The sequence below is a fragment of the Hominiventricola aquisgranensis genome (assembly GCF_040096225.1).
In the GTDB taxonomy this organism is placed as follows: domain Bacteria; phylum Bacillota; class Clostridia; order Lachnospirales; family Lachnospiraceae; genus Hominiventricola; species Hominiventricola aquisgranensis.
In genome coordinates this window covers 1-25677 of the sequence record NZ_JBBMFC010000020.1, presented here as the reverse complement: position 1 = coordinate 25677, position 25677 = coordinate 1, and the positions used below count along the sequence as shown (strand labels likewise).

Genomic DNA, 25677 nt, shown 5'->3' with positions numbered 1-25677 from the left:
TTTGTGCATATTGTATAATTTTATGCATTGTTTTTTGTGCGTTTTTGTTAATGCATTCCTACTAGCATGCTAGGGAACCAGTTTTTCCACCTGATCCATCCAGATTCTGGAGCATGCATCGCTCGGCATACGCAGGTCTCCACGGGGAGATACTGCCACCGTACCGACCTTCGGTCCGTCCGGCAGGCAGGAGCGCTTGAACTGCTGGGCAAAGAATCTTCTCATGAAGGTCTTCAGCCACTTTAAGATCACTTCGTTGTCGTACTCGCCTTTGAATGCCTGTTTCGCCAGATAGTAGATCTTATCCGGTGCAAAGCCGAAACGCAGCATATAATATAAGTAAAAGTCATGTAATTCGTAAGGTCCTACCAGATCCTCTGTCTTCTGGGAAATGACTCCATTTTCCGGCGGCAGAAGCTCCGGGCTCACCGGTGTATCCAGAATGTCAAGCAGTACTTCTGTCAGCTTCTCATCTCCACAGGTATCCGCATAGTAGCGAACCAGATGGCGCACCAGCGTCTTTGGCACAGATACATTGACACCATACATGGACATGTGATCTCCATTGTAAGTAGCCCAGCCCAGTGCCAGCTCGGACATATCACCGGTACCGATGACCATGCCGGAAGTCTGATTAGCAATATCCATGAGGATCTGGGTACGCTCTCTTGCCTGAGAGTTTTCATAAGTCACATCATGTACGCTGCTGTCATGCCCGATATCCCGGAAATGAATGTTAACTGCTTCTTTAATATCTACTTCTCTTAAGTTTGCTCCCAGTCGTCTGGTCAGCTCACATGCGTTGTTGTAAGTACGGTCCGTGGTTCCAAAGCATGGCATCGTCACAGCTGTAATGCAGGTTCTGGGCAGGTTCAGACGATCCACAGCTCTTGCTGCCACCAGCAGTGCCAGAGTAGAATCCAAACCTCCGGAGATACCGATCACCACACTGCGGCAATGGGTATGTTCCATACGTTTTTTCAGACCCATGGACTGGATCGCAAGGATTTCCTCACAACGTTTTTCACGCTCTTCTTTTCTTCCTGGTACGAATGGTGCCTTGTCCACATAACGATCAAATAGCGCATCTGCCGGATCCATCTCATATTCCACTTCGATATAACCATCCGGCGCAGCTGACACATCATAGGTGGTATAATGTCTTCTTTCACCGATCAGACGTTCTATGTCCAGATCTCCGTAGATCGTCTCATTGGTAAATCTCTCAGATTCTGCCAGGACAGAACCATTTTCTGCAATCAGATGATGTCCTCCAAAGACCAGATCCGTAGAAGATTCTCCTTCTCCTGCGCTGGCATAGATATATCCGCATACCAGGCGGCCGGACTGAAGTTTCACCAGATCTCTTCGATAGGCGTCTTTTCCAGTGATTTCATCACTGGCTGACAGATTGACGATCACCGTCGCCCCATGCATGGCATGACGCACACTGGGTGGATTGGGAGTCCACAGATCCTCACAGATCTCCACTGCCACTTTCAGCTCTGGCATACTCCGGCAGGTGAAGAGCTGATTGGTTCCAAATGGCACTGCATCTTCTTCCGACCACCTTTCATAGCTTAACCCTTCTGGTGCAGCAGTAAAATGACGCGCCTCATAGAACTCACTGTAATTAGGAATATAAGACTTAGGAACCAGTCCCAGAAGCTCTCCATCCGAATAAGCTGCTGCCACATTATAGAGCTTTCCGCGATTCTCCAGAGGAAGTCCTACAAAGAACAGACCATCCATTCCTGCGCTGGCTTCCACGATCTCCATCAGCACTTCTTTTGCTGTCTTCAGCAGGAGCTCCTGACGAAACAGATCACTGCAGGTATAACCAGTGATGCACAGTTCGGGAAATACGATGATACGGGCGCCTTTTTCCCAGGTTTCCTTCATCAGTCGAATAATCTCTGTTCCGTTGTACACCGGATCTGCAACCCGGATCTTCGGCGATACCGCCGCTGTCTTTACGAACCCGTACTCCATGTTATTTACTCCTTTTAATCATGTTTTTCAGATCTTCCACATCAAAAGTATAAGGGGTATTGCAGAAATGACATTTTACCTCAATCGGCTTTCCATCCTGCACCATCTCATTCAAATTCTTTCTTCCTACGCTGATCAGCGCCTTTTCCACACGTTCCCGGCTGCAGTTGCAGTGGAACTGTGCATCCATCTTGTCATGGATCTCCAGACCGAACTCACCCAGGATCTCTGTGAGCAGCTGCTCCGGTGTAAATCCACGATCCAGGTATGAAGTTACGGAATCAATAGAGTTTAACTTCTGTTCCAGCTTATCTACCACGCCATCCTCCACGAACGGCATAAGCTGAATGATAAATCCGCCTGCCTGACGGACTGTATTGTCTTTGTCCATCAGAACGCCCAGACCCACAGAAGATGGAACCTGCTCAGAATTGGCAAAATAGTAGGTCAGATCTTCGGCGATCTCACCAGTCTTCAGCTCAGTCTGACCAGAGTAAGGCTCTTTGAGTCCCATGTCTTTGATCACGGTCAGGATTCCCAGATCCAGTGCTCCTCCCACATCCAGCTTCCCTTTGCTGTTTGGCGGCAGCATTACTTCTGGATTCTCCACAAATCCCTTTACGTTTCCTTTTGCATCTGCAGTGACGGTCAGTCCCTGGATCGGGCCGCTGCATTTGATCTGTAAGGTCAACAGATCCTGATCCCCTTTCATCATAGCCCCCATCATGGCTCCTGCACTTAACAGACGGCCAAGGGCTGCTGTTGCAACCGGACTTGTATTATGTCTTGTTCTTGCCTCTTCCACCAGTCCTCTGGATGTGATGGCAAATGCGCGGATCTGATCATCCGCCGCTGTTGCTCTTACAATATAGTCTTTCATATTCTCTCCTGTCTCTCATACTCTATATCACTGTCTGTACCTTGCTTCCTCTGTCCCTTTACTCTGGCTGTCCGGGTCTTCGCAATACCACATACACACGCTCGGAATCAACTTTTGGTTCTTCATTGGTAAATGCATCATAGATATGAAGTAATTCCAGTCCGGACATTTCCGCAAGCTTCCGAATGGTATCTAATGAATATGATTTCTGATAATGAGTCTCCTCGTATTTCCGATAGTGGTCTCCATGCTCTTTGATGAACAGGGTCAGATTATACTCGTTAATATGGCTGTCTTCATCATAATAGTTTTCCCAGATAAAGCTGCTCTCTTCCCGGTTCTCTGCAATGGTCTGCTCTCCCAGGATCTCCTTGTACTTGTACTCTGTATTCAGGTCAAAGATAAATAGTCCTCCATAATCCAGATAATTTCTGGCCGCGGAGGTAAGGATTCCCAGCACTTCCTCTTCTTCCAGAATATAATTCATGGAATCACATACACAGACGATAGCCCGAACCGTTCCATACAATTCAAATTCTCTCATATCCTGACACAGATACAGGATCTCATGTCCGGATTCTTCTCTCTTTCTGGCTGCTTCCTCCAGCATCTCCTCTGACTGATCCACTCCGATCATATCATATCCGGCTTCTGCCAGTATTTCTGTCATCGTACCTGTTCCACAGCCCAGCTCCAGTACCAGTCCGTCATCCACTCCGTTTTCATGAAGCAGTCCTTTCAGATAGGCTCCCCATTCTTCATAAGGAATATTATCCATGAACAGATCGTATACTTTCGCAAACTCTGTATATGCGTCCATCGCCTTCCTCCTTGTGCTGTAATTATAATTCCCATGTAACGCATAAATCGGGCAGGAAAACCTGCCCGATTCCATCTATCTTCCAGCTTAGTTTCCGCTGCTCAGATATTTTTCGATATTCTCAATAGCCTCTGCCTCATCTTCACCCTCAGCAGATACTACCACGGATTCTCCGGCACTCAGTCCAAGTGTCATCATTCCCATAATACTCTTTGCATTGACTTTGCGGTCCCCATCTTCCACATAAATCTTACTGTTGTACTGGCTTGCTACCTGAACCAGTACTGCCACCGGTCTCGGCTCCAGTCCGGAAGCAAGCTGAATGATAATTGGTTTCTTAATCATAAATACTACTCCTCCTTGCCTTCACGCAAATCATCTGCGATCTGACTTAGCTTTCGCAGACGATGATTGACTCCTGACTTTCCCACCTTCGGGGACAACATATCCCCCAGCTCCTTTAAGCTGGCTTCTGTGTGCTCCAGTCTGAGTCTGGCTGTCTCCTCCAGATCCATCGGCAGTTTGTCAAGTCCGATCTTCTCCTGTATATATCGGATATCCTCTGCCTGTCTGACTGCTGCGGATACGGTCTTGTTTAAATTCGCCGTCTCACAATTTACTTTTCGGTTTACCGAATTGCGCATCTCTTTCACAATTCGTACATTCTCCAACTGCATGAGAGATATATGCGCCCCCATCAGCCCCAGAAGTTCTACAATCTGAGATCCCTCTTTTATGTACACCACATAATGGCGTTTGCGAAGAACTACTTTGGCATCCACATCATAAGAAGCCAGCAGCTCCTGCAGCTGTCGCGCTTTTTCCGGTACTGTACAGACGATCTCAAAGTGATAGGATTTCTCCGGATCACTGACAGAACCAACTGCCAGAAATGCTCCCCGTATAAAAGCCCTTCTGCAACAGTTTTGTCTCAACAGTCGATGGTGCATAGGTGACATGCATTCAGAGACGTTTCCATCTTTATCCAGCAGACAGGTCTCACCCAAAAGCCGCCTTGCTTCCGGATCCTTGGATACGATCACGGAGTAAAACCGGACTTCTCTGCTTTTCCTGACAGAAACCTCAGCTCTAATATTAAATGTTTTTCTCAATAATGTAAAGTACTTTCTTGCAACTGCAAGGTTTTCTGTCTGTATTTTTACACAGTATCTGTCATTTTCTGTAATGACGATCTTTCCGCACAGACTTAAGATCGCTGCAGTCTCTGCCAGACGGCAGTGCCGCCCGCTTGCAATCTGCTCTGAAAGTTCTTCTTTCACTTCCGAAGAAAAGGACATATGTGCCTCCTGAACCTATTTTCCTCTGGCGGCATCCTTCCCAATATCCCGATGCTCCAGCTTGATGCCGTAATCTGTCTGATCTGACAGACGCTCATATAATTTATTCGCCAGCGTCACTGAACGATGCTTTCCACCGGTGCAGCCAATGGCGATTACCAGCTGATTCTTACCTTCCAGCACATAGTTCGGCACCAGAAAACGGATCATATCCTCCAGCTTGTCCAGAAAAATATGCGCCATGTCATAACCCATGACAAAATCCTGGATTTCTTTATCATTACCGGTCAGTTTCCGAAGATTTTCATAATAATATGGATTTGGAAGGAAACGGACATCAAAGACCAGATCCGCATCTGCCGGAATTCCGTACTTGAATCCAAAGGACAACACCGTAATCATCAGATTCTTAAATTCCCGGTTCTGTACAAAGATTTTATCCAGTTCCTGCTTCAGTTCCCTGGTAAGGAGCTGACTGGTATCAATGATGTAATCTGCATGTTTTTTCAGGAATCCAAGCCGTTCACGCTCCAACGTGATCCCCTGCTCCACACGGCCGGATTCCGCCAGCGGATGCATACGTCTTGTCTCCTTATACCTCTTGACAAGCACATCATCAGAGGCATCCAGAAACAGGATCTCATAATCAATATGTTCTGCTGTCAGGCGCTCCAAAATCTGTTCCAGCTGGCTTAAGGATTTACCGCTTCGGATGTCAATACCGATGGCAACCTTTGTGATCTCGCTATTTCCTGAAGCAGTCAGCTCGGCAAATTTGTCTATAAATGGAACCGGAAGGTTATCCACGCAGAAATATCCTGCATCCTCCAGCATCTTCAATGCGGTTGTTCTTCCTGCACCGGACATACCGGTCACGATCACCAGTCTCATTCGTCTCCATTTCCTCTCTTATCTTAAAAACCTAACATTCTTACTTCTGGTTCCAGTTTTACCTGGAATTTCTCATACACCTGTTCCTGTACTTTCCGGATCAGGTCTGCCACATCAGCAGCCGTTGCTTCTCCACGGTTAATTACAAATCCACAGTGCTTCTCTGATACCTGGGCATCTCCCACAGAAAATCCGGAGAGTCCCGCATCCTGAATCAGTTTTCCTGCAAAATATCCTTCCGGCCGCTTAAAGGTACTTCCTGCACTTGCATAATTCAACGGCTGCTTGGTAATTCTTGCTTCTTTCAGTTCTTCCATCCGATTCTGAATCGCTGTCGGATCTCCCGGGGTCAGCTCCAACACTGCTTCCAGCGCCACACTCTTCTCATGTAAGACACGGCTGGTGCGATAGCCAAATTCCATCTCAGCTCCTGTGTATTCCCGGAAGCTTCCGTCCTCACACATCACCTGTACCAGACGGACCACATCCTTCATCTCGCCGCCGTAAGCGCCTGCATTCATGACCAGCGCGCCCCCGATGGTTCCCGGAATCCCGGAAGCAAATTCCATTCCGGTCAACCCTTTTCTTCCTGCCTGTACAGCCACTTTGGACAACAGCGCACCTGCCTGTACATAGACCTTATTTCCTTCAATCCGCATGGCGGACATGTTTTTGAACAGATGAATAATGACTCCATCATATCCCTTGTCACTTACCAGCAGATTGCTTCCATTTCCTACTATATAATAGGGGATCTGCTCACTTTTGCAGAACTCCACCACTGATTTTACATCTTCTGCAGATCCTGGCTCCACCAGTGCACGGGCCGGTCCTCCCACACGAAATGTGGTATGCTTTTTCATAGGCTCATCATACAAAACATGCCCTTTGCCGATCAGTTCTTCCAGCTTTGTTAACATCTTGTTCCCCCTGAAGTCTCTTTTTTCATACCTATTAGCATACATCAATTTATCGTTTTTGAGAAGTCGCTTTTTCCAAATAATGTTTCACATAATATCCTGTATAGGACTCTTTCACTTCTGCAATCTCTTCCGGTGTTCCCTGTGCAACCACCGTTCCGCCGCCGTCTCCGCCTTCCGGTCCCATATCAATGATATAATCAGCAGTCTTGATCACATCCAGATTGTGTTCAATAACGATCACCGTATTGCCGCCCTCTGCCAGTCTCTGGAGGATCTCGGTCAGCTTATGCACATCTGCAAAATGAAGACCTGTGGTAGGCTCATCCAGAATATATACCGTCTTACCTGTACTTCTTCGACTCAGCTCAGTAGCCAGCTTGATCCGCTGTGCCTCTCCACCTGACAATGTAGTGGACGGTTGCCCCAGCTTAATATAGGAAAGTCCCACATCATAGAGCGTCTGGATCTTTCTTCGGACAAACGGCACATTTTCAAAAAAGTCCAGTGCTTCCTCCACTGTCATCTCCAGCACATCGTAGATGCTCTTTCCTTTATATTTTACTTCCAAAGTCTCCCGATTATACCGTTTTCCCTGGCAGACTTCACATGGCACATAGACATCCGGCAGAAAATGCATCTCGATCTTGATAATTCCATCACCGGAGCAGGCTTCGCAGCGGCCGCCCTTTACGTTAAAGCTGAACCGTCCTTTTTTGTAACCCTTGGCTTTTGCATCCGATGTAGATGCGAACAGGTCCCGGATCATATCAAATACACCGGTGTAGGTAGCCGGATTGGACCGGGGCGTTCTTCCGATGGGGGACTGATCGATGCAGATTACCTTGTCAAGCTGCTCCATACCTTCAACAGTGCGGTGTTTGCCCGGAATGGTTCTTGCCCGGTTCAAGGTCTTCGCCAGCGTCTTATAAAGAATCTCATTGACCAGTGAACTCTTGCCAGATCCTGACACACCTGTCACACAAGTCAGCACTCCCAGCGGAAACCGCACATCAATATTCCGCAGATTATTTTCTCTTGCGCCACGGACGGTCATCCACCCCGTCGGTGTCCGTCTGGTCTCAGGCACTGGGATCTGCAGACGGCCGCTAAGGTACGCTCCGGTCACAGATGCCGGATTCTCCATCAGCTCTCTGGCTGTGCCGGTGGCAACCACCTGTCCACCATGTTCTCCTGCTCCCGGTCCGATATCCACAATATAATCTGCTGCCAGCATGGTATCCTCGTCATGTTCTACCACGATCACTGTATTGCCCAGATCCCGCAGACGGCACAAGGTTCGCAGCAGCTTATCATTATCTCTCTGATGAAGTCCGATACTTGGCTCATCCAGAATATAAGCAACGCCTACCAGCCCAGAACCGATCTGAGTTGCCAGACGGATACGCTGGGCTTCACCACCGGACAGGGTTCCGGTGGCACGGGTCAGGGACAGATAATCAAGACCCACATCCATCAGGAATCGGATTCTTGCACGAATTTCTTTCAGGATCTGTCCGCCGATCAACTCCTGTTGATGAGTGAGTGTCATCTGTTCCAGAAACTGCTGCAGATCACGCACCGACTGATCTGTCACCTCAAAAATATTTTTATCACAGACAGTCACCGCCAGTGAAGTCGGTTTCAGTCGCTGTCCTTTACATGCACGGCAGGGCGTGATCCTCATAAAGCTCTCATACTCCTGCTTCATGACGTCGGAACCCGTCTCGCGATACCGTCTCTCACAATTCTTGATCAATCCTTCAAATGCTACCGGATAGATGCCTTCACCTCTCTGCCCTTTATAATGGACCATCACCTCTCTGCCATCAGTTCCATGGATCAGCATATGACGGATCTCCTCCGGCAGTTCCTCATAAGGAGTATTCAGGTCAAAGTCATAGGCCTCTGACAGTGCTTTCAGGATCGCATAGGTAAAGCTGGACGGATCCGTACAGGACTGCCATCCCATTACCTGGATGGCTCCCTCTGCAATACTCAAAGCTTTATCCGGGATCATCAGATTCTCGTCAAATTCCATCTTGTAACCAAGTCCGGAACACTCCGGGCAGGCACCGAATGGATTGTTGAAGGAAAAACTTCTTGGCTCCACTTCCTCAATGCTGATACCACAATCCGGGCAGGCATAGCTGGAACTGAAGGTCAGAATCTCCCCATCGATCACTTCCACCACCAATAGTCCATCCGACAGCCCAAGCACTGTTTCAATAGAATCTGCCAGACGTTTCTCGATCCCCGGCTTTACTACCAGACGATCTACCACGATCTCAATGAGATGCTTGTTATTTTTCTCCAGCTTGATCTCCTCGGACAGATCATACAGATGTCCATCGATCTTCACACGGACAAATCCGCTCTTTCTGGCTTTTTCCAGCACTTTCACATGCTCACCCTTCCGGCCTTTGACCACCGGGGCCAGAAGCTGGATCTTCGTTCGCTCTGGCAGCGCCATGACCTGATCCACCATCTGATCCACACTCTGCTTGTGGATCTCTCTGCCGCATTTGGGACAGTGTGGTGTGCCAATCCTTGCATAGAGTAGACGGAAATAATCATAGATCTCCGTCACTGTTCCCACCGTAGATCTTGGATTACGGTTGGTGGATTTCTGATCAATGGAAATGGCCGGAGACAGTCCTTCAATACTCTCAACGTCCGGCTTCTCCATCTGTCCTAAGAACTGACGGGCATAGGAGGATAAGGACTCCATATAACGTCTCTGCCCTTCCGCATAGATCGTATCAAAGGCCAGGGAAGATTTTCCCGAACCGGACAGACCCGTCAGAACCACCAGCTCATTTCTGGGGATCTCCAGACTGATATTTTTCAGATTGTGCTCATTGGCACCTCGAATCTTTATAAATTTTCTTCTCTCTTCAGACATTCTTACTCCTCATTCTGCAGCTTCTTCAGTTCGATCATCTGATCACGCAGGGCTGCTGCAGTCTCAAAATCCAGATCCGCCGCTGCTTTCTTCATCTTCTTCTGGATCTGCTCGATCAGTTTCTTCAGTTCCTTCGGGCTCATGGATTCCGGATCCTTCTCAAACTTCAGGTCGTCCTGGACCACTTCCTTAGATATACGGATCAGATCCCGCACTGCCTTGTGAATGGTCTGCGGTGTGATACCATGTTCCTCATTGTATGCCTTCTGGATCTCCCGTCTACGGTTGGTCTCCTCGATAGCCAGCCTCATGGAATCCGTCATGTTGTCCGCATACATGATGACATGACCTTCGCTGTTACGTGCCGCACGTCCAATGGTCTGGATCAGGGATGTCTCCGAACGCAGAAATCCCTCCTTGTCTGCATCCAGGATCGCTACCAGCGTGATCTCCGGAATATCCAGACCTTCACGAAGCAAGTTGATACCCACCAGCACGTCAAACACATCCAGACGCATATCCCGGATGATCTCCATCCGCTCCAACGTATCCACATCTGAGTGAAGATACCTCACCCGAATTCCCAGTTCCTTCATATAGTCGGTCAGATCTTCTGCCATCCGCTTGGTCAAAGTGGTGATCAGCACCTTGTGTTTTCCTTCTACTTCCTTGCGGATCTCCCCGATCAGATCGTCAATCTGTCCTTCCACCGGACGCACAGACACCTCCGGATCAAGAAGACCGGTAGGCCTGATGATCTGTTCCGCTCTCAACAGCTCATGCTCCGCCTCATAGTCTCCCGGTGTTGCCGACACGAACAACATCTGATTGATCTTACTCTCAAATTCTTCAAAATTCAATGGACGGTTATCCTTGGCAGACGGCAGACGGAAGCCATAGTCCACCAGCGTGTTTTTCCGGCTCTGATCTCCAAAATACATTCCGCGGATCTGTGGAATGGTCTTGTGGGACTCATCAATGATGATCAGAGAATCATCGGGAAAATAATCCATCAGTGTGTGCGGCGGTTGTCCCGGCTTCAGACCTGCCAGATGTCTGGAATAGTTCTCAATTCCCGAGCAGAATCCCGTCTCCTTTAACATCTCGATATCAAAGTTGGTACGCTCTGCGATCCGCTGGGCTTCCAGCAGCTTGTCCTCACTCTTAAAATAACGCACCCGTTCATCCAGTTCTTTTTCAATCTCCACCACTGCCCGCTTGATCTGATCTCCGGGTACTACATAGTGAGATGCCGGGAAGATCGCCACATGCTCAAGCTCTCCTTTGATCTCGCCGGTCAGTACATCGATCTCTGTGATCCGCTCGATCTCGTCTCCGAAGAATTCCACGCGGACTGCAGTATCCGTGGATGCTGCCGGAAAGATCTCCACCACATCCCCGCGGACACGGAAGGTACCACGCTTGAAATCCATCTCATTCCGGTCATACTGAATGTCGATCAGTGCCCGCAGGATCTCATCCCGATCCCGTTCCATGCCAGGCCGCAGAGATACCATCATCTTCTCAAAATTCTCCGGCTCACCCAGTCCATAGATGCAGGATACACTGGAGACGATGATCACATCCCGCCGTTCGATTAGTGCCGCCGTTGCCGACAGACGCAGTTTATCGATTTCATCATTGATAGACGAATCCTTTGCTATATAAGTATCGCTGGAAGGCACATATGCCTCCGGCTGATAATAATCGTAATACGAAACAAAATATTCCACCGCATTTTCCGGAAAGAACTCCTTCATCTCTCCATATAACTGTGCGGCCAGTGTTTTATTATGGGCGATCAGCAGCGTCGGCTTGTTCAGCTTCTGGATCACATTTGCCATGGTAAATGTCTTTCCTGATCCTGTCACGCCAAGCAGTGTCTCGAACTGATTGCCCTCCTCAAATCCCTTCACCAACTGGTCGATGGCCTGTGGCTGGTCTCCGGTAGGTTGATATTCAGATACTAATTTGAAGTGATCCATTGTCTTCTCCTGATTGATCTTTGCTTCTGTTCCTAGTATTGTTACTCACCAAGTATATCATTCAAAAGAAAAAAAGTACAGAACAAACTCGAATGTTTGTTCTGTACTTTTTCTTAATCATTCAGATTCCGTGAAGACCTGTCTTTATGAAGTTCCGTCATATAATTGTACCAGATATCCAACGGATAGGTGGCTCCCGACAGAGAGTGGGTACTACGTGGGGAGTCGAATCCAACCCACACACCAGTGGTGTAGTAAGCCGTATATCCCACAAACCATCCGTCAATGTTGTCGTTGGTGGTTCCGGTCTTTCCGGCACAGGGCATATTGGTCAGTGCTTTTCCATGGGCGGTTCCGCGAGTCAGAACTCCTTCCAGAATGTTGGTCATCTCATGAGCAGCCGAAGACTGATAGACCTGCTTCTCTTCTGTTTCCGGCCTGACGACCACATTGCCCTTACTGTCAGTGATCAGGGTGACGCAGGTTGGCTGACGGAACACCCCTTCATTTTCCAATGTAGCATAAGCAGATGTCATCTCCAGACAACTTGCACCTTTACTCAATCCACCCAGTGCAGCGGATAACACATAATCGCTGTCCTGGATCGATGAAAAATTCATATTCAACAGATACTGAAGCCCCACCTCCGGTGTCAGTTCCCGGAACATTTTATATGCAACCGTGTTCTTGGACTGTTCCACTGCAGTCCGAAGCGATATGGCTCCGGAATAACTTCCTGCATTGGAAGGTCCATCCGGCTCCTTGGAATCGACCACCGTGGAAGAAGCTGTGTAGCCACGCTCCAATGCCGGCGTGTAGACGATCAATGGCTTGATGGAGCTTCCCGGCTGACGAAAACTTAAGTAAGCCCGATTGTAGTCCGCAGACACATCATCCTGGCTGCGTCCGCCTACAATAGCAGTGACCAGACCAGTCGTGTTGTCGATGGTGACAGCTGATGCCTGCAGCGCATAGGAACCGTTGTTATTTCTCGTATTATAATCTTCCAGTTCCGTATCTACCGTCGTCTGCAGCAGTTCCTGTGCTTCCATATCAATGGAGGTATAGACCTTGTAACCATTGTTGTACAGCATATCATGACAGGTATCATAATCCTTCCCCGTCACTTCCATCAATGCTCTCGTTGCACATTCATAGATATACGTATGTGCCCATGTACGGGTGTAGGACGGGCTGTACGGACTCAGCGTAATCTTCTCATTTACCGCATCCGTATATTGCTGCTCATTGATGATCCCGTCATCCAGCATATTCTGAAGGATCAGATTCCGGCGCTCTATCGTCTTGTCCGCATGAGTCAGCGGATCATAGATACTTGGATTGTTGGGAATTGCGCATAAAAATGCCGTTTCCGACAGATCCAGGTCAGACACACTGCGGCTGAAATATTTCTGACTGGCAGCCTCGATACCATAACATCCATTGGAAAAATAAATATTATTGATATAAAATTCCAGCAACTCGTCTTTGGAATATTCCCGTTCCATAGCATGAGCAATAAAGATCTCTTCCACTTTACGTTCCCAGCGGATGGTATGAGTCAGATAAATATTTCTCACCAGCTGCTGGGTGATCGTACTGCCTCCCTGGGTGATTCGCCCCTTTCCAAGCAGTGAAGTCACCGCACGCACAATAGCGAATGAATCAGAACCATGGTGCTTGTAAAACCTCTTATCCTCAATACTGACAAATGCCTGTTTTACCAGTTCTGGAATCTGGTCAGAAGTCAGATAAATAATATTTTTATCGTTCTGCAGCAATGCGATCCGGTTGCCGTCGGAATCATAGACTTCCCCCACCTGCCCGGTCTGAAAATCACTGGCAGATGACTCCCGGGCAACGGTCTGTGCTTCCAGATACAGAGAAAATACTTTCTGCGGATATCCTGCCACAAAAAACAGTCCGATCGCACCAAGTACAATACACAATACACAGATCTGTGTCAGATGAAATACAAAACTGTTCATGTTCTTGCGGGAATGCTTCTTTGTTGTGGTCTTTTTGTGTTGGGATTTTTTATGATGTGCCCTTTTCTTTGTCTGTTTATCAGGTAAATGTTCGTTCTCCATAATCGGCCCCTTTATTATTTCTCTATTATTTTGTGATTTCATCACTCAATAATTTCGCCGTTCGTCAAGAGTGAGCAAGCGCTCTTTGACTCTCTTGCGCTCATTATTTCATATTTTGGCAGGAAGTTCAACCATGGCAGAACAAGATTTCTACACTTCTGCGGTGCAGTCTGTTATAATAAAAGCCACTTACAGACGGAGGACTGACTGTGAACTACGTGATTTCAGATATTCATGGCTGCTATGAGCAGTACATGAAATTATTAGATAAAATTCATTTTTCAGAGAGAGATACTTTATATCTGCTGGGAGATCTGGTAGACCGTGGACCTGAGCCCATGGAAGTGGTCAAGGACGTGATGCGGCGAAAAAATGTGGTGACAATCATGGGCAACCATGACTACCGGGCACTGCAGATCCTGGAGAGGTTCGATATCGGCGAGACACCGAACCCACATGGAACCATCATCAATTCCGAGGATCTGCTGACCTGCAAATACTGGATCAAAGACGGCGGAAAGTCAACGGTACAGGGATTCTTAAATATGAGCCTTCATGAACGAAGTGAATTTCTGGATTATTTTCGGAAGATGCCTTCTTATCAGAAAGTGACAGCCGCAGACAAAACTTACATTCTGGTTCATGGCGGCATCCGTGATTTTGAAGAGTCGAAACCTCTGGAACAATATAAACTTCAGGACTTTATCTACGAACGGACCGATTATGAAAGACGATATTATTCCGATCCTTCCATCTATCTGGTGACCGGACACACCCCCACCCAGCTGATCCGGAAAGATATGGAACCACTGATCTACGAAGGTGCCGGACATATCGCCGTGGACTGCGGCTGCGTCTTCGGAGGAAATCTGGCAGCTTATTGCCTGGAGACAGGAGAATGCGCGTATGTGAAGGGATATGAGAAGTAATTTCTCCGTCCGAGCGGCACTCCAAACTTCTCCCCAAACATACAGCAACCCTGAACAGCAGCATAAAACTCTCGAAAACCTACAACAGCCCTGAGCGGTAGCAATAAACTGCGCTGTATGACTTGGAGCGAACAGGAAGGTTCTGTTGTACTGACTGATGCGTACACCTTAGTGTACGTAAGCAGGCAGTACAGCAGGACTTTTCTGTCCGATACACGTCATACGAGCTTTTATGCTACCACTCAGGGCTGCTATATTTTCATACGAACTTTATGCTACCACTCAGGGCTGCTATATTTTATATTTTTTTATGGAATTGGCGCCGGTTCATTACTTTCCTGTGCCGCAGCTCCACCTTGATCCTGCGCTGGTGCTGCCGTTCCAGCGGCTCCGCTGCCGGACAATTCATATTCACTCGGCACATAGACACCGCCACTATGAACCGTACAGGTTGCTGCCTGCAGATTGGCACTGATACCATATGCCGTATCCTGCGTTACTGCCTCTGCCACTCCCTCCTGCATTGCCGGAAGAAGCAGTTTCACCTGCGGTACCTGATTCGGGCACATGCTGGTTGCCAGAAGTCCTGTATCTGCACAAATATTTACGATCACATGATGATCACAGGTCTCTGTCGGCACGGTTCCTTCTGCAAAATATTCATTTCGCACGATACCTTCCCGACCGTCACTGTCACACAAGCCAGCCACTGCCAATTTGCCTGATTTGGTACAAATGGTTGCCTGCACAATTCCTGAAGGTTTCTCAAAATCTTTATTTTCCAGACCTTCATGGATCCGGCTCATAACTTTCGCCCACAGCTTCTTGTGGAAGCTGGTCTCACCGGCCTTACTGCTCAGCTCATGCTTATACCCGTTGTTATCATAACCAACCCAGATACCTGCCGTGTAATACGGAGACATACCAACAAACCATACGTCACGGTTTTCAGATGTAGTACCGGATTTACCAGCAGTAGTCATATTGGTGATCTTCGCCGAACCTGAAGTTCCACCTGCACCATTGACAACATCTTTCATACAGTCAATGAGAAGCCATGCGTTCTGCTCGGAGATGACCTGCGTCTCCTCCGGCTCATTGTCCAGGACTACATTTCCCTCATTGTCCACAACCTTGGTGTACATTCTCGGTTTGATATAGTCACCCTTGTTGGCAATACCTGCATAAGCGGCTGTCAGTTCCAGATTAGATACACCGTTGGTGATTCCACCCAGAGCAGTTGCCTGACCATAGTCTGTATTAGAGCCCTCCAGTGACAGGCTGGTAAATCCAAACCGAAGCAGATAATCAACCGCTACCGGAGTAGTCACATCCGTAATGGTCTTAACTGCCATAATATTCATGGAACGGGTGATTGCCTCGCGAATCGTTGTCCATCCACGGTATGGAGTATTTTTATCCCAGTTCTTTACCAGTCGGCTGTCCGCACCGGAATATGCATACGGTCCATCATATAATACAGTTCCCGGTCCATAACCCAATTCCTCAAAAGCAGGCGCATAAGCTGCCACGATCTTAAAAGTAGAACCAGGGTTTCTGAGGGAATCAGATGCACGATTCAAAGTTTTGTTCGCAGTCTTCTCTCCACGGCCTCCGATCATGGCAACCACTTCGCCAGTTGTCTGATCCATGATCACCATGGAAGCCTGTGGCTGCATGATAAAGGAACAATCTTCATAGACCGTATCATCATCTGTAATTCCAAGAGTTGCCACATAACCATCAATAGCTGCCTGTGCATCATCCTTGGAGCTGTACAGAGGTTCATAACTGCTGTCGTTCTGTTTATAGTAGGAGATCATCATTTCCTGACTGTAATTGGTGGTATCTCCGTTAGGATTCACCACAGTCATGGCCCACTCAATACCTACCTTTACATTGCTCGGGAAATTCTCTTCATTTGCAAATTCTTCATCCAGCGCTTTTTGTATACTGGGACTTTGTGTACTGTAGATCTTCAGTCCGCTGCTGTACAGCGCATTGGACGCCTGGGAATCCGTATATCCGGCTTTTTCCACCAGATCAGCCTTTACCTGATCAATCAGCTCATCTACAAAATAAGAATATACTGTGTTGGTTGTCTCTGTTGTTTCATTATTTTCCTGGATCCGTGCATATACATCATCTGCCAGTGCGTCTTCATACTCACTCTCTGAGATGTACCCCTGATCCATCATATTTTTCAGAACCAGTGCACGACGCTCTTTGTTCTTATTCGGATGCTTGATTGGGTTATATCCGCTGGGGCTCTTAGTGATCGCCGCAATAACCGCTGCTTCAGAAATATCCAGTTCACTGACGCTCTTTCCAAAATATCGGTTGGCTGCCGCCTGAACACCCAGGCAGTTCTGCCCCAGGTTAATGGTATTCAGATAGCTCTCCAAAATCTCCTGCTTAGACATGACCTTTTCCAGCTGGATCGCCAGATACTGCTCCTGCAGCTTTCTCTCTATCTTATCCAGCATGCCATCCTCCGACATGAAGTCAAAGACATTATTCTTCAGCAGCTGCTGGGTGATCGTACTTGCACCCTGTGTAGTTCTGAATCCGCTGACTACAAATTTGACTCCCGCACGGACCATACCCTGAATATCAATTCCATTGTGATCATAGAATCGCTCATCCTCGATGGCGATAAATGCTTCCTGCACATGCTTTGGAATATTATCCAGTTTTACATACGTACGGTTGGTTCCTTCTGCCACAAGCTCTGCCGTCTTGTTACCGTCCGCATCATAGACAACGGATTTATAACCTCTTGGCAGTACACTGGCACTGGTAATGTCAGGTGCATTTTCCATAACACCTTTAATAATACCGATTCCGCCGCACAGACCGGCGACGCCCAGCGCAATGATCAGCACCAACAGTGTCTTCATAAAGACGACTCCCAGTTTCTTACCCATCTTGGTACCTTTTCCTTTGAGAGCCTTCTGTTTTCTGGAGGTGCTTTTCTTACTGTAATTCATTCGTTGGCCTCCTTTTATTCGCTCAATACTTCGATTGCCTTCTGCAGCTGGTTATCATCTGCACTTTCTGTATCTTTATCTAAAACAATATCTGGTGCAATTCCCACTTCATGAATATTATTTCCTGCCGGAGTATAATATCTGGACACAGTGATCTTAATGGCAGATCCGTCGCTTAAGGGGAACAGGCTCTGCACGATTCCTTTTCCAAATGTCTGGGTTCCGATCAGGGTTCCCACTCCATAATCTTTGATGGCACCTGCGAAGATCTCGGATGCACTGGCACTGTTTCCATTGACCAGCACAGCCATCTTTCCGTCAAAATAATGCTCCGCATCGGAATATTCTTCCTGACGATTTCCATATTTATCTTCTGTATAGACGATCAGACCTTCCGGAAGCAATTCATCCAGAATATTACAGGTCACATCCACCAGTCCGCCGCCGTTGTTGCGAAGATCGATCACAAGATCCTGCATTCCTTCTTCTTTCAACTCATCTAACGCGCTTAAGAACTGGTCATCTGTCACATCATCAAATTCTGTGATTCCAATATATCCGATGGTATCTGTGAGCATTCTGCTCTCTACTGTCGGAACTTCGATCTTTCTTCTGGTTACCGTAAGATCGATCTCCTCAGTGCCTCTCATCACACTGATATCCACAGCTGTGCCTTCTTCCCCTTTCAGATCTGTCACGACCAGAGACAGATCCTGTCCGGTTACTTCTTCCCCCTTTACCTTGTAAAGAATGTCGTCAGGCTGAAGTCCCACTTCTTCTGCCGGGGATCCTTCAAACACCTGTACAACCGTGATGATACCGGTGGAATAATCCTGGCTCAGCATAGCACCAATACCGCTGTAATTACCATTGGAGCTCTCCATGAAGCTTGCATACTCATCTGGTGTATAATAGCAGGTATATATATCTCCAAGTCCTGCCATCATCCCTTTATAGATGCCGCTTTCTACATTCTCATCTGTGTAATCAAAGAGGTAGTACTGATTGATATAGTCGTTCAGTTCCTCCATCTTCTCTGTGATCTCTGCTTCATTTTCCAGACTTTTGTTCAAGCTGGTGTGTGTGAACATTTTATAGAAATAGGGCGCAGCACATCCGCCCACGCCCATCGCAACCACACACAACAGAATGCCACAAAGAAGCCCTTTTCCAAAAGAATGCCGCTTCGGTCTTTCTTCCATCTGTTGTCTCTCCTTTTTTACTCCTCACATTCTATGTTCCAATCAGTTTACATAGCCCAACGGGTTCACATAACTTCCATTGACGATCACGCCGAAATGCAGATGCGGTCCGGTTGAAAATCCTGTGGATCCCACAGCAGCGATGGTCTGCCCTTTGGAAACCACATCACCTTCTGATACATAGCGTGCAGAAGCATGCATATACACCGTTGATATCCCATTTCCATGGGAAATAACCACATAATTTCCTGCTGAAGAACTATATGCTGAGGTCGTCACTCTGCCGGAAGCCGCTGCTACAATGGCAGAGCCCGATGATGCTCCAATATCGATTCCTTTATGATAGGTGGATGCTCCTGCAACCGGAGCCGTACGCTTACCAAATGTACTGGTGATCCGATGACTGGCCGGACATGGCCACATGAAACCGGAGCTTCCTCCGTCTCCATCACTGGCCGCCGCTTTGGCAGCTGCCGCCGCTGCAATCTGATTCTCCACCTGTGCCAACAGCTTTTCCTGTTCGTTCAGCTGCTTTTCATATTCGCTCTGTTCGCCGGAAGCGGAATTGATCTGCTCCTGATAGCTGTTGATCTCGGCTGTCTTGGCATCCATGGCTTTGTTGACCGCCTGCTTCTGTGCCTGTACTTCACTCAGCAGATCTTCCTGCTCCTGCTTTTCTTCCTCCAGAGCTTCCTTCTGTTCTTTTATGTCCTGCATGGTATCACTCAGCTTCTGCATCATCCGCTGATCATATTCAGACACCTGTCTTGCATATTCTACCCGATTTATCATATCTGCCATACTGTCCGCTTCCAGAAATGCAGCCAGCATCGACGGATTCCCATTTTCATACAAATAGCAGATCCGCGTTTTCATCATCTCATACTGATCCTGCGCATCCGCTTCTGCTTTTTCCAGCTCTTCTGTACGAGCTGCTATATCATCTTCCGTAGCTGCTATATCATCTTCCAGCTTTTTGATCTGGGAAGAAAGAGTATTCATCTGCCCGTCAAGCTGATTGATATATGACTGAAGATTGCTCTTACTGTTCTTCAGTTCCTTGATTTTGCTCTCTACAGTGGAAATATCGGACTTCAATGACTTGATCTGGTCAAGCGCATTATTTCGCTTCTGTTCCAGTTCTTTTGTATAACTGTCGTCCTCTTCTTCCTCATCTTCATCCTCTTCATCATCAGACGTGTCCGACTCTTCTGCCGCATACACACTGTCCATCGCTGTGCTGACCCTGCCAGACGCAAAAGCCAGCACTGCCATGCCAAGCAGGATACCGATCGTTCTTTTTCTCATGTTCAGCCTCCGGCCTGCACTCCTCTATACCTTCAGATGTCTCTGAATGGTCACTATACTTCCAAAAAATCCAATTCCCACACCCAGTGCCATACCTACCGGAAGCAGAGTCTGGAACAGCTGCGCTGCAGGAAGAAAATCCATCACATTGCTCAGTCCTGTAAACTGGGTTCCCACATAAGTGATTAGTTTATTATACAGGAAATACAGAAGGATCAGCGGGAAGATCGCTCCCACCAGTCCGATCACAATACCTTCAATAAGAAACGGTGCTTTGATAAAGGAATTCTTCGCTCCGATCAGTCTCATAATACCAATCTCTTCTCTTCTGACGGAGATACCGATAGCAACTGTATTATTGATCAGGAAGATCGCTACTGCCAGCAGCAGCCCGATAATTGCAACCGACACATAACTGACCAGTCTGTTGAAATCTGTCAGCATGGATGCAACTGAATCTGAACGGTTTACTTTTCTTACCTTATCCAGTGATTCAATATAGGTGACCAGATCATCCTGTTTGGAAATATCCTTCATATAGATCTCAAGGTTCGAACTGTTTGCCAGCGGGTTATCATCTACAAATGCCTCGGCAACTTCCGGATTGCCCTCAAAATATTTCTCCTGATAGCTTTTCCATGCTTCGTCCGCTGAAACATAGACAACCTCCGAGACACCGTCACGCTTGGTCAGTCCCTGCCCGATCTCCAGGATCTCATCCTCTGTGGTTCCTTCGTCAAACAGAACCGTTACTGCAACACCCTCTTCTGCTTCTCTTACAAAATGCTGAAAATTCTGTACCATACAGAAAAAGATGCCAAACATAAATATACATGCTGCCATGGTTGCCATGGAAGCCAGTGAAAATAACTTGTTTCTCCAGATATTTTTAAATCCCTGCTTAAAGCAGTATCCTATCGTATTGAATCTCATCCGATGTACCCGCTTTCTTTCTCGTCTTCCGTAATGATTCCCTTCTGCATACGGATCACTCGTTTTTTCATCGTATTAACGATTGCCTGATCATGTGTAACCACAAGCACCGTCGTACCGCGGGCATTGATCTCCTCCAGAAGCTTCATGATCTCTCTGGAGGTCTTGGGGTCAAGATTTCCGGTCGGCTCATCTGCCAGCAGGATATCCGGGCTGTTCACCAGCGCACGCGCCAGTGCCACTCTCTGCTGTTCTCCACCGGAGAGCTGTCTTGGAAATGACTTGTATTTTTCTGCCAGTCCCACCAGCGACAGCATGGCCGGAACATTTTTCTTGATCTCTTTGATCGGTGTGACAACAACTCTCTGGGCAAATGCCACATTCTCATATACATTTCTGTCTTTCAGAAGACGGAAATCCTGGAATACACATCCGATCTTTCTGCGGTATTTGGGGATCGCGCGCTTTTTCATACGTCCAAGATTCACACCATTTACACGGATCGTTCCGCTGGTGGGTTCCAGCTCCTTCAAAAGCAGCTTGATCAGTGTTGATTTACCCGAACCGCTGTCACCTACTACAAATACAAATTCTCCCCGCTCAATATGCAGGCTGATCCCATTGATGGCGCCCACGCCATTGGGATATTCTTTCACCACGTTTTCCAGTACAATCATGGAAATCCTCCTAAGTGTCTTACTTCAGCAGCGGCATACTGCCGCGGGAGACTTTTTAATAATCCAGAGTCTCCATATACTTCATATATTTTACAACCATCAGTGCGATCTTGAACGTGATGGCATCTTCAAACACACGAATGTCAAGTCCTGTGGACTTTTGTAACTTATCCAGACGATATACCAGAGTATTTCTGTGAATGTAGAGCTGTCTGGAAGTCTCCGATACATTCAGGCTGTTCTCAAAGAACTTATTGATCGTTGTCAGCGTCTCTTCATCAAAATCATCCGGCGATCTGCCGTCAAAGATCTCTCTGATAAACATCTTGCACAGCGGAATCGGAAGCTGATAGATCAGGCGGCCAATTCCCAGGGAGCTGTACGCAATAATATCTCTGTCATCAAAGAAAATACGTCCCACATCCAAAGCCATCTTGGCTTCCTTGTAGGATCTGGATACTTCCTTGATCTCACCTACAATGGTTCCCAGCGCCACATGAATATCTTCTCCATCCTGTGCCACTACATCTTTCATGGCTTCTGCTTCCTGGAACATCTCATCATAGCCTTCATTCAATGCCAGTTCTTTTACCACGATCACGTTCTTCTCATCTACGGCTGTAATGAAATCTCTGGATTTCGCACCATAGAGATTACGCACGCTGTCCAGTGCTGCATTCACACGCTCGCGGTCGCTTTCTATAATAAATACCACACGACGTACTTCTGTTGCAATATGCAGTTTCTTTGCACGGTTATAAATATCTACCAAAAGCAGATTATCAAGCAGCAGGTTCTTGATAAAATTATCTTTATCAAAACGCTCTTTATAAGCAGTCAGAAGACTGGTCAGCTGGAAGGACGCCATCTTTCCCACCATATAAACGTCATCACTGGATCCCTTTGCCAGTAGAATGTACTCCAGCTGATTTTCATCAAATACCTTAAAAAACTGATATCCATGAACCACCTGACTGTCTGCCGGTGATGAAATAAAAGCCGCGACTTCACCGCCAAAATTCTCCGGCTGTGCTTCTGTTGACGCAAGGGTCTGTCCCTCCATGTCCAGTACGCACAGGTCGATCCTAGTAATCCCCTTCAGTCCATCAATGGTGTTTTGAAGTATCTGATTCGAAATCATAGCATGTCCTCTCCTTTACAACGATTCTTTTTCCCCTGAAACCCCTAGATACTAAATATCTACGTTATATAATAATGCAAAATAGCAAAAAAAGAAAGAACTTTTTTATGAATTATTATGCATAAATCCATGACAGCTCACATAAAGTGTAGTCAAAGAAACCCCGATACAGGAGTCCATCCATGAGTTCAAAAACCAGAATATGGGTCTTCCATATGAAAGAACTGATCTATACCGCCATCTTTGTTGTACTGGGCATCGTACTGCTTCTGCTCCTGATCTTTATGTTCTCAGAAGACCATTCAGAACGCACTCTTACGGATCTCTCCGGTAAATATACAGCCGGGATCTACACTGCTTCCATGACTCTTGGCGGCAGCCCGGTGGAAATCGCAGTCACTGTGGACCGGGACTACATCTCTTCCATCACCTTTCATCAGCTGGATGAGACTGTAGCAGCCATGTATCCTCTGATGGAACCAGCTCTTCATGATCTCTCTGCTCAGATCTGCGAAAAGCAGTCTGCGGAGGATGTCTCTTATTCCGAAGACAGCCAGTATACCTCCATGATGCTCATGAGTACCATCCGCACTGCTCTGGAAAAAGCCGAAAAATAAAAGAAGCCACTCCCGGAAGTCTTATCTTCGGGAATGGCCTTCTCTTCCAAGCCAGACAAGCACAGCACCTGCCATAATAAAGAAGTCTGACAGATTAAATACCAGCTCATTCAACCGTTTCCATGGTGAATGGAAACGGATATAATCTGTTACATAACCTTTCCTGCAACGATCATAAAGGTTGGACAATGCTCCTCCCAGCAGGAACGTATATCCGGTCTTCTCCATCTTCCGATCCGGCTTTGTCAGCACCCACGCAAACATAGCAGCAATTCCTGCAGTTACACAGCCACTCCAGCGGATGATCTTGTCCATGTGTCCCCTGGCATGTCCTCCGGCTGTTCCATAATTATGTAATCGCTTAATCCCTGCCAGCCCTCCAGGAAGAAGATGTTCTTCTTCCTGTTCAGGCAGCTGCTCGATCTCCTGCTTCACTGCATGATCCAGCTGAAACAGTCCCAAAGCAAGTTGTACATATAATAATTTCATCTCTTAACCCTGCATTTCCAGTGCGGGCACTCCGCGCATGGTAATCAGCGGTCCTCCCTTATGTTCAATATAGTCGCCGGTGATCGTCACCTGTCCGATATTATCATCTTTGGGGATCTCGTACATAATATCCAGCATAAAATCCTCAATGATCGCACGCAGTGCTCTCGCACCTGTATCTTTTTCCATCGCTTTTCTGGCGATCGCAGACAGCGCATCATCTGTAAAATCAAGCTTTACTTCATCCAGCGCCAGCAGCTTCTGATACTGCTTCAGGATCGCATTTTTCGGCTCTTTTAAGATACGCACCATCATCTCTTCACTGAGTCCATCCAACGTGTAGATGATCGGTAATCTTCCAAGAAATTCCGGAATCATGCCAAAATTACGAAGATCCTCTACAGTCACTTTCCGAATCAGATTCTTTTCATGATCATATTTATCCTTCAGATCTGCCCGGAAACCGATAGAAGACTGTTTATTCAGACGCTCCTTGATAATATTTTCAAGATCCGGGAATGCACCTCCACAGATAAACAGAATATTCTTCGTATTCACAGTCTCCAGCGGAACCATGGCATTCTTGCTGTTAGCTCCCACCGGCACTTCTACCTCTGCACCTTCCAGCAGCTTCAGCAGTCCTTGCTGCACAGATTCTCCGCTCACATCACGCTGATTGGTATTGCGCTTCTTGGCGATCTTATCGATCTCATCAATGAATACGATTCCTTTTTCTGCCTTCTCCACATCATTGTCTGCAGCTGCCAGAAGCTTGGACAATACGCTCTCAATATCGTCACCGATATAGCCGGCCTCTGTAAGAGACGTAGCATCTGCAATGGCCAGCGGTACATCCAGTAATCTGGCCAGAGTCTTTACCAGGTAAGTCTTGCCGCTTCCAGTCGGTCCGATCATCAGCATATTGGATTTTTCAATCTCGATACCATCTGCATCCGGTCCTGCAGCTACTCTTTTATAGTGATTGTACACTGCCACGGAGATCACTTTTTTCGCCTGCTCCTGTCCCACTACATATTCGTCCAGGCTGGCTTTGATCTTATGAGGTGCCGGGATTGAATGGATATCCAGTACTTTTTCCGGCTGTTTTTCCTTGTCCGGTGCTTTTTTCTTTACTTTCTGACGACCCGGAAAGATATTCTGAAGATCTGACAGATTCACCATACTGATATTGGGCATTCTGGAGAAATCCATCTTACTGTAATCCACATTGCCATTATTCATCATATCCAGTGTCTTCTGCATGCAGTCCTGGCAGATGCAGATCTCATCGGTCAGATGGATCATCTTTCCCGCTTTGCTGGCTGGTCTGTGGCAGACAAAACATGCCTCCTGGCTGCTGTTGTCATCCGGATTCTGTCCTTCTTTTAATTCTGTATCTTTTTCGTCTATGTTCATACTTGTTATTCTCCTCTTTTCACTGGTTCAATTATATAGTACCGTTTTGCCATCCGCAAGTGAACTTTTTATAAACAACCTGTTAAAAAAAGGCTGCGGCAGTAACTGCCTCAGCCCCAGACTGTAGACAAAGTGGTGTTTGACCGTTAGGCCAGGCACCACTTTTCTCTTGCGTTTATTTTATTCAGTAAAAA

At 47.2% G+C, this 25677-nt stretch carries 20 protein-coding genes and 1 pseudogene; 3 read left to right on the top strand and 18 right to left on the bottom strand.

Annotation, left to right across the window (positions count from 1 at the left end):
• Window positions 1-69 precede the first annotated feature (69 nt).
• The 10 genes from WMO62_RS11315 to WMO62_RS11270 all read right to left on the bottom strand — a co-directional run bounded on the left by WMO62_RS11315 (window position 70) and on the right by WMO62_RS11270 (window position 13781).
• Window positions 70-1992, bottom strand: coding sequence for an NAD(+) synthase (locus tag WMO62_RS11315; protein WP_349144700.1), 1923 nt, complete (start codon window positions 1990-1992; stop codon window positions 70-72).
• A gap of 1 nt (window position 1993) precedes the next feature.
• The gene (gene hslO / locus WMO62_RS11310) at window positions 1994-2872 is read right to left on the bottom strand and encodes an Hsp33 family molecular chaperone HslO (RefSeq protein ID WP_117499107.1); all 879 of its coding nucleotides are present in this window, start codon (window positions 2870-2872) and stop codon (window positions 1994-1996) included.
• Between the two features lie 58 nt (window positions 2873-2930).
• The gene (locus WMO62_RS11305; protein WP_349144699.1) at window positions 2931-3692 is read right to left on the bottom strand and encodes a class I SAM-dependent DNA methyltransferase; all 762 of its coding nucleotides are present in this window, start codon (window positions 3690-3692) and stop codon (window positions 2931-2933) included.
• Window positions 3693-3779: 87 nt separating this feature from the next.
• Entirely contained in the window at window positions 3780-4037 is a 258-nt protein-coding gene (locus WMO62_RS11300; protein WP_147601692.1) for an HPr family phosphocarrier protein, read from the bottom strand.
• A 5-nt stretch (window positions 4038-4042) separates the two neighbouring features.
• A complete protein-coding gene (gene whiA, locus WMO62_RS11295) occupies window positions 4043-4990 on the bottom strand; it encodes a DNA-binding protein WhiA (RefSeq protein ID WP_349144698.1) in 948 nt (315 codons plus the stop codon).
• A 15-nt stretch (window positions 4991-5005) separates the two neighbouring features.
• Window positions 5006-5881, bottom strand: coding sequence for an RNase adapter RapZ (gene rapZ / locus WMO62_RS11290; protein ID WP_117499115.1), 876 nt, complete (start codon window positions 5879-5881; stop codon window positions 5006-5008).
• Window positions 5882-5904: 23 nt separating this feature from the next.
• The gene (gene murB, locus WMO62_RS11285; RefSeq protein ID WP_349144697.1) at window positions 5905-6801 is read right to left on the bottom strand and encodes a UDP-N-acetylmuramate dehydrogenase; all 897 of its coding nucleotides are present in this window, start codon (window positions 6799-6801) and stop codon (window positions 5905-5907) included.
• Between the two features lie 49 nt (window positions 6802-6850).
• Window positions 6851-9706 carry an excinuclease ABC subunit UvrA gene (gene uvrA, locus WMO62_RS11280; protein WP_349144696.1) on the bottom strand — a complete coding sequence of 952 codons (2856 nt, stop codon included), beginning with the start codon at window positions 9704-9706 and terminating at the stop codon, window positions 6851-6853.
• A 2-nt stretch (window positions 9707-9708) separates the two neighbouring features.
• Window positions 9709-11691, bottom strand: coding sequence for an excinuclease ABC subunit UvrB (gene uvrB / locus WMO62_RS11275; protein WP_349144695.1), 1983 nt, complete (start codon window positions 11689-11691; stop codon window positions 9709-9711).
• Window positions 11692-11804: 113 nt separating this feature from the next.
• Entirely contained in the window at window positions 11805-13781 is a 1977-nt protein-coding gene (locus WMO62_RS11270; protein WP_349144694.1) for a transglycosylase domain-containing protein, read from the bottom strand.
• A gap of 209 nt (window positions 13782-13990) precedes the next feature.
• Here WMO62_RS11270 and WMO62_RS11265 point away from each other — a divergent pair, with 209 nt between their 5' ends.
• On the top strand, window positions 13991-14710 hold the full coding sequence (locus WMO62_RS11265) for a metallophosphoesterase family protein (protein ID WP_349144693.1): 720 nt from the start codon (window positions 13991-13993) through the stop codon (window positions 14708-14710).
• 308 nt (window positions 14711-15018) lie between these two features.
• On the opposite strand, the gene WMO62_RS11260 is transcribed toward WMO62_RS11265, so the two are convergent.
• From WMO62_RS11260 to WMO62_RS11250, 3 genes are read right to left on the bottom strand one after another with little or no spacing between them, the layout of a single operon-like run.
• Window positions 15019-17700, bottom strand: a complete 2682-nt coding sequence (locus WMO62_RS11260) for a transglycosylase domain-containing protein (protein ID WP_349144692.1) — start codon at window positions 17698-17700, stop codon at window positions 15019-15021.
• Window positions 17701-17714: 14 nt separating this feature from the next.
• Window positions 17715-18902 carry a S41 family peptidase gene (locus tag WMO62_RS11255; RefSeq protein ID WP_118439515.1) on the bottom strand — a complete coding sequence of 396 codons (1188 nt, stop codon included), beginning with the start codon at window positions 18900-18902 and terminating at the stop codon, window positions 17715-17717.
• Between the two features lie 42 nt (window positions 18903-18944).
• Window positions 18945-19904, bottom strand: coding sequence for a murein hydrolase activator EnvC family protein (locus WMO62_RS11250; RefSeq protein ID WP_435390487.1), 960 nt, complete (start codon window positions 19902-19904; stop codon window positions 18945-18947).
• A 154-nt stretch (window positions 19905-20058) separates the two neighbouring features.
• Here WMO62_RS11250 and WMO62_RS15915 point away from each other — a divergent pair.
• Window positions 20059-20256: pseudogene (locus tag WMO62_RS15915) on the top strand (hypothetical protein); the annotation flags it as partial.
• Here the strand turns inward: WMO62_RS15915 and ftsX are convergent.
• Genes ftsX through WMO62_RS11235 form a run of 3 tightly spaced genes read right to left on the bottom strand, consistent with a single transcriptional unit; the run spans window position 20235 to window position 22961 of the window.
• Complete coding sequence (gene ftsX, locus WMO62_RS11245; RefSeq protein ID WP_117499131.1) at window positions 20235-21143, bottom strand: permease-like cell division protein FtsX; 909 nt, start codon at window positions 21141-21143, stop codon at window positions 20235-20237. The pseudogene WMO62_RS15915 and the gene ftsX overlap by 22 nt on opposite strands.
• Entirely contained in the window at window positions 21140-21820 is a 681-nt protein-coding gene (gene ftsE, locus WMO62_RS11240) for a cell division ATP-binding protein FtsE (protein ID WP_117499133.1), read from the bottom strand. Before ftsE ends, ftsX begins: the two co-directional genes overlap by 4 nt.
• 55 nt (window positions 21821-21875) lie before the next feature.
• Window positions 21876-22961: a helix-turn-helix domain-containing protein gene (locus tag WMO62_RS11235; RefSeq protein WP_147601706.1), complete on the bottom strand. Its 1086-nt coding sequence runs from the start codon at window positions 22959-22961 to the stop codon at window positions 21876-21878.
• 182 nt (window positions 22962-23143) lie between these two features.
• Between WMO62_RS11235 and WMO62_RS11230 the strand changes: the two genes are divergently transcribed.
• Window positions 23144-23578, top strand: coding sequence for a hypothetical protein (locus tag WMO62_RS11230; RefSeq protein ID WP_117499137.1), 435 nt, complete (start codon window positions 23144-23146; stop codon window positions 23576-23578).
• Window positions 23579-23599: 21 nt separating this feature from the next.
• Here WMO62_RS11230 and WMO62_RS11225 read toward each other — a convergent pair whose 3' ends face one another.
• Window positions 23600-24067, bottom strand: a complete 468-nt coding sequence (locus WMO62_RS11225) for a signal peptidase II (RefSeq protein ID WP_118511283.1) — start codon at window positions 24065-24067, stop codon at window positions 23600-23602.
• A gap of 3 nt (window positions 24068-24070) precedes the next feature.
• Window positions 24071-25483 (bottom strand): ATP-dependent Clp protease ATP-binding subunit ClpX, encoded by a 1413-nt coding sequence (gene clpX / locus WMO62_RS11220; protein WP_349144690.1) that lies wholly within the window; start codon window positions 25481-25483, stop codon window positions 24071-24073.
• Between the last annotated feature and the right edge of the window lie 194 nt (window positions 25484-25677).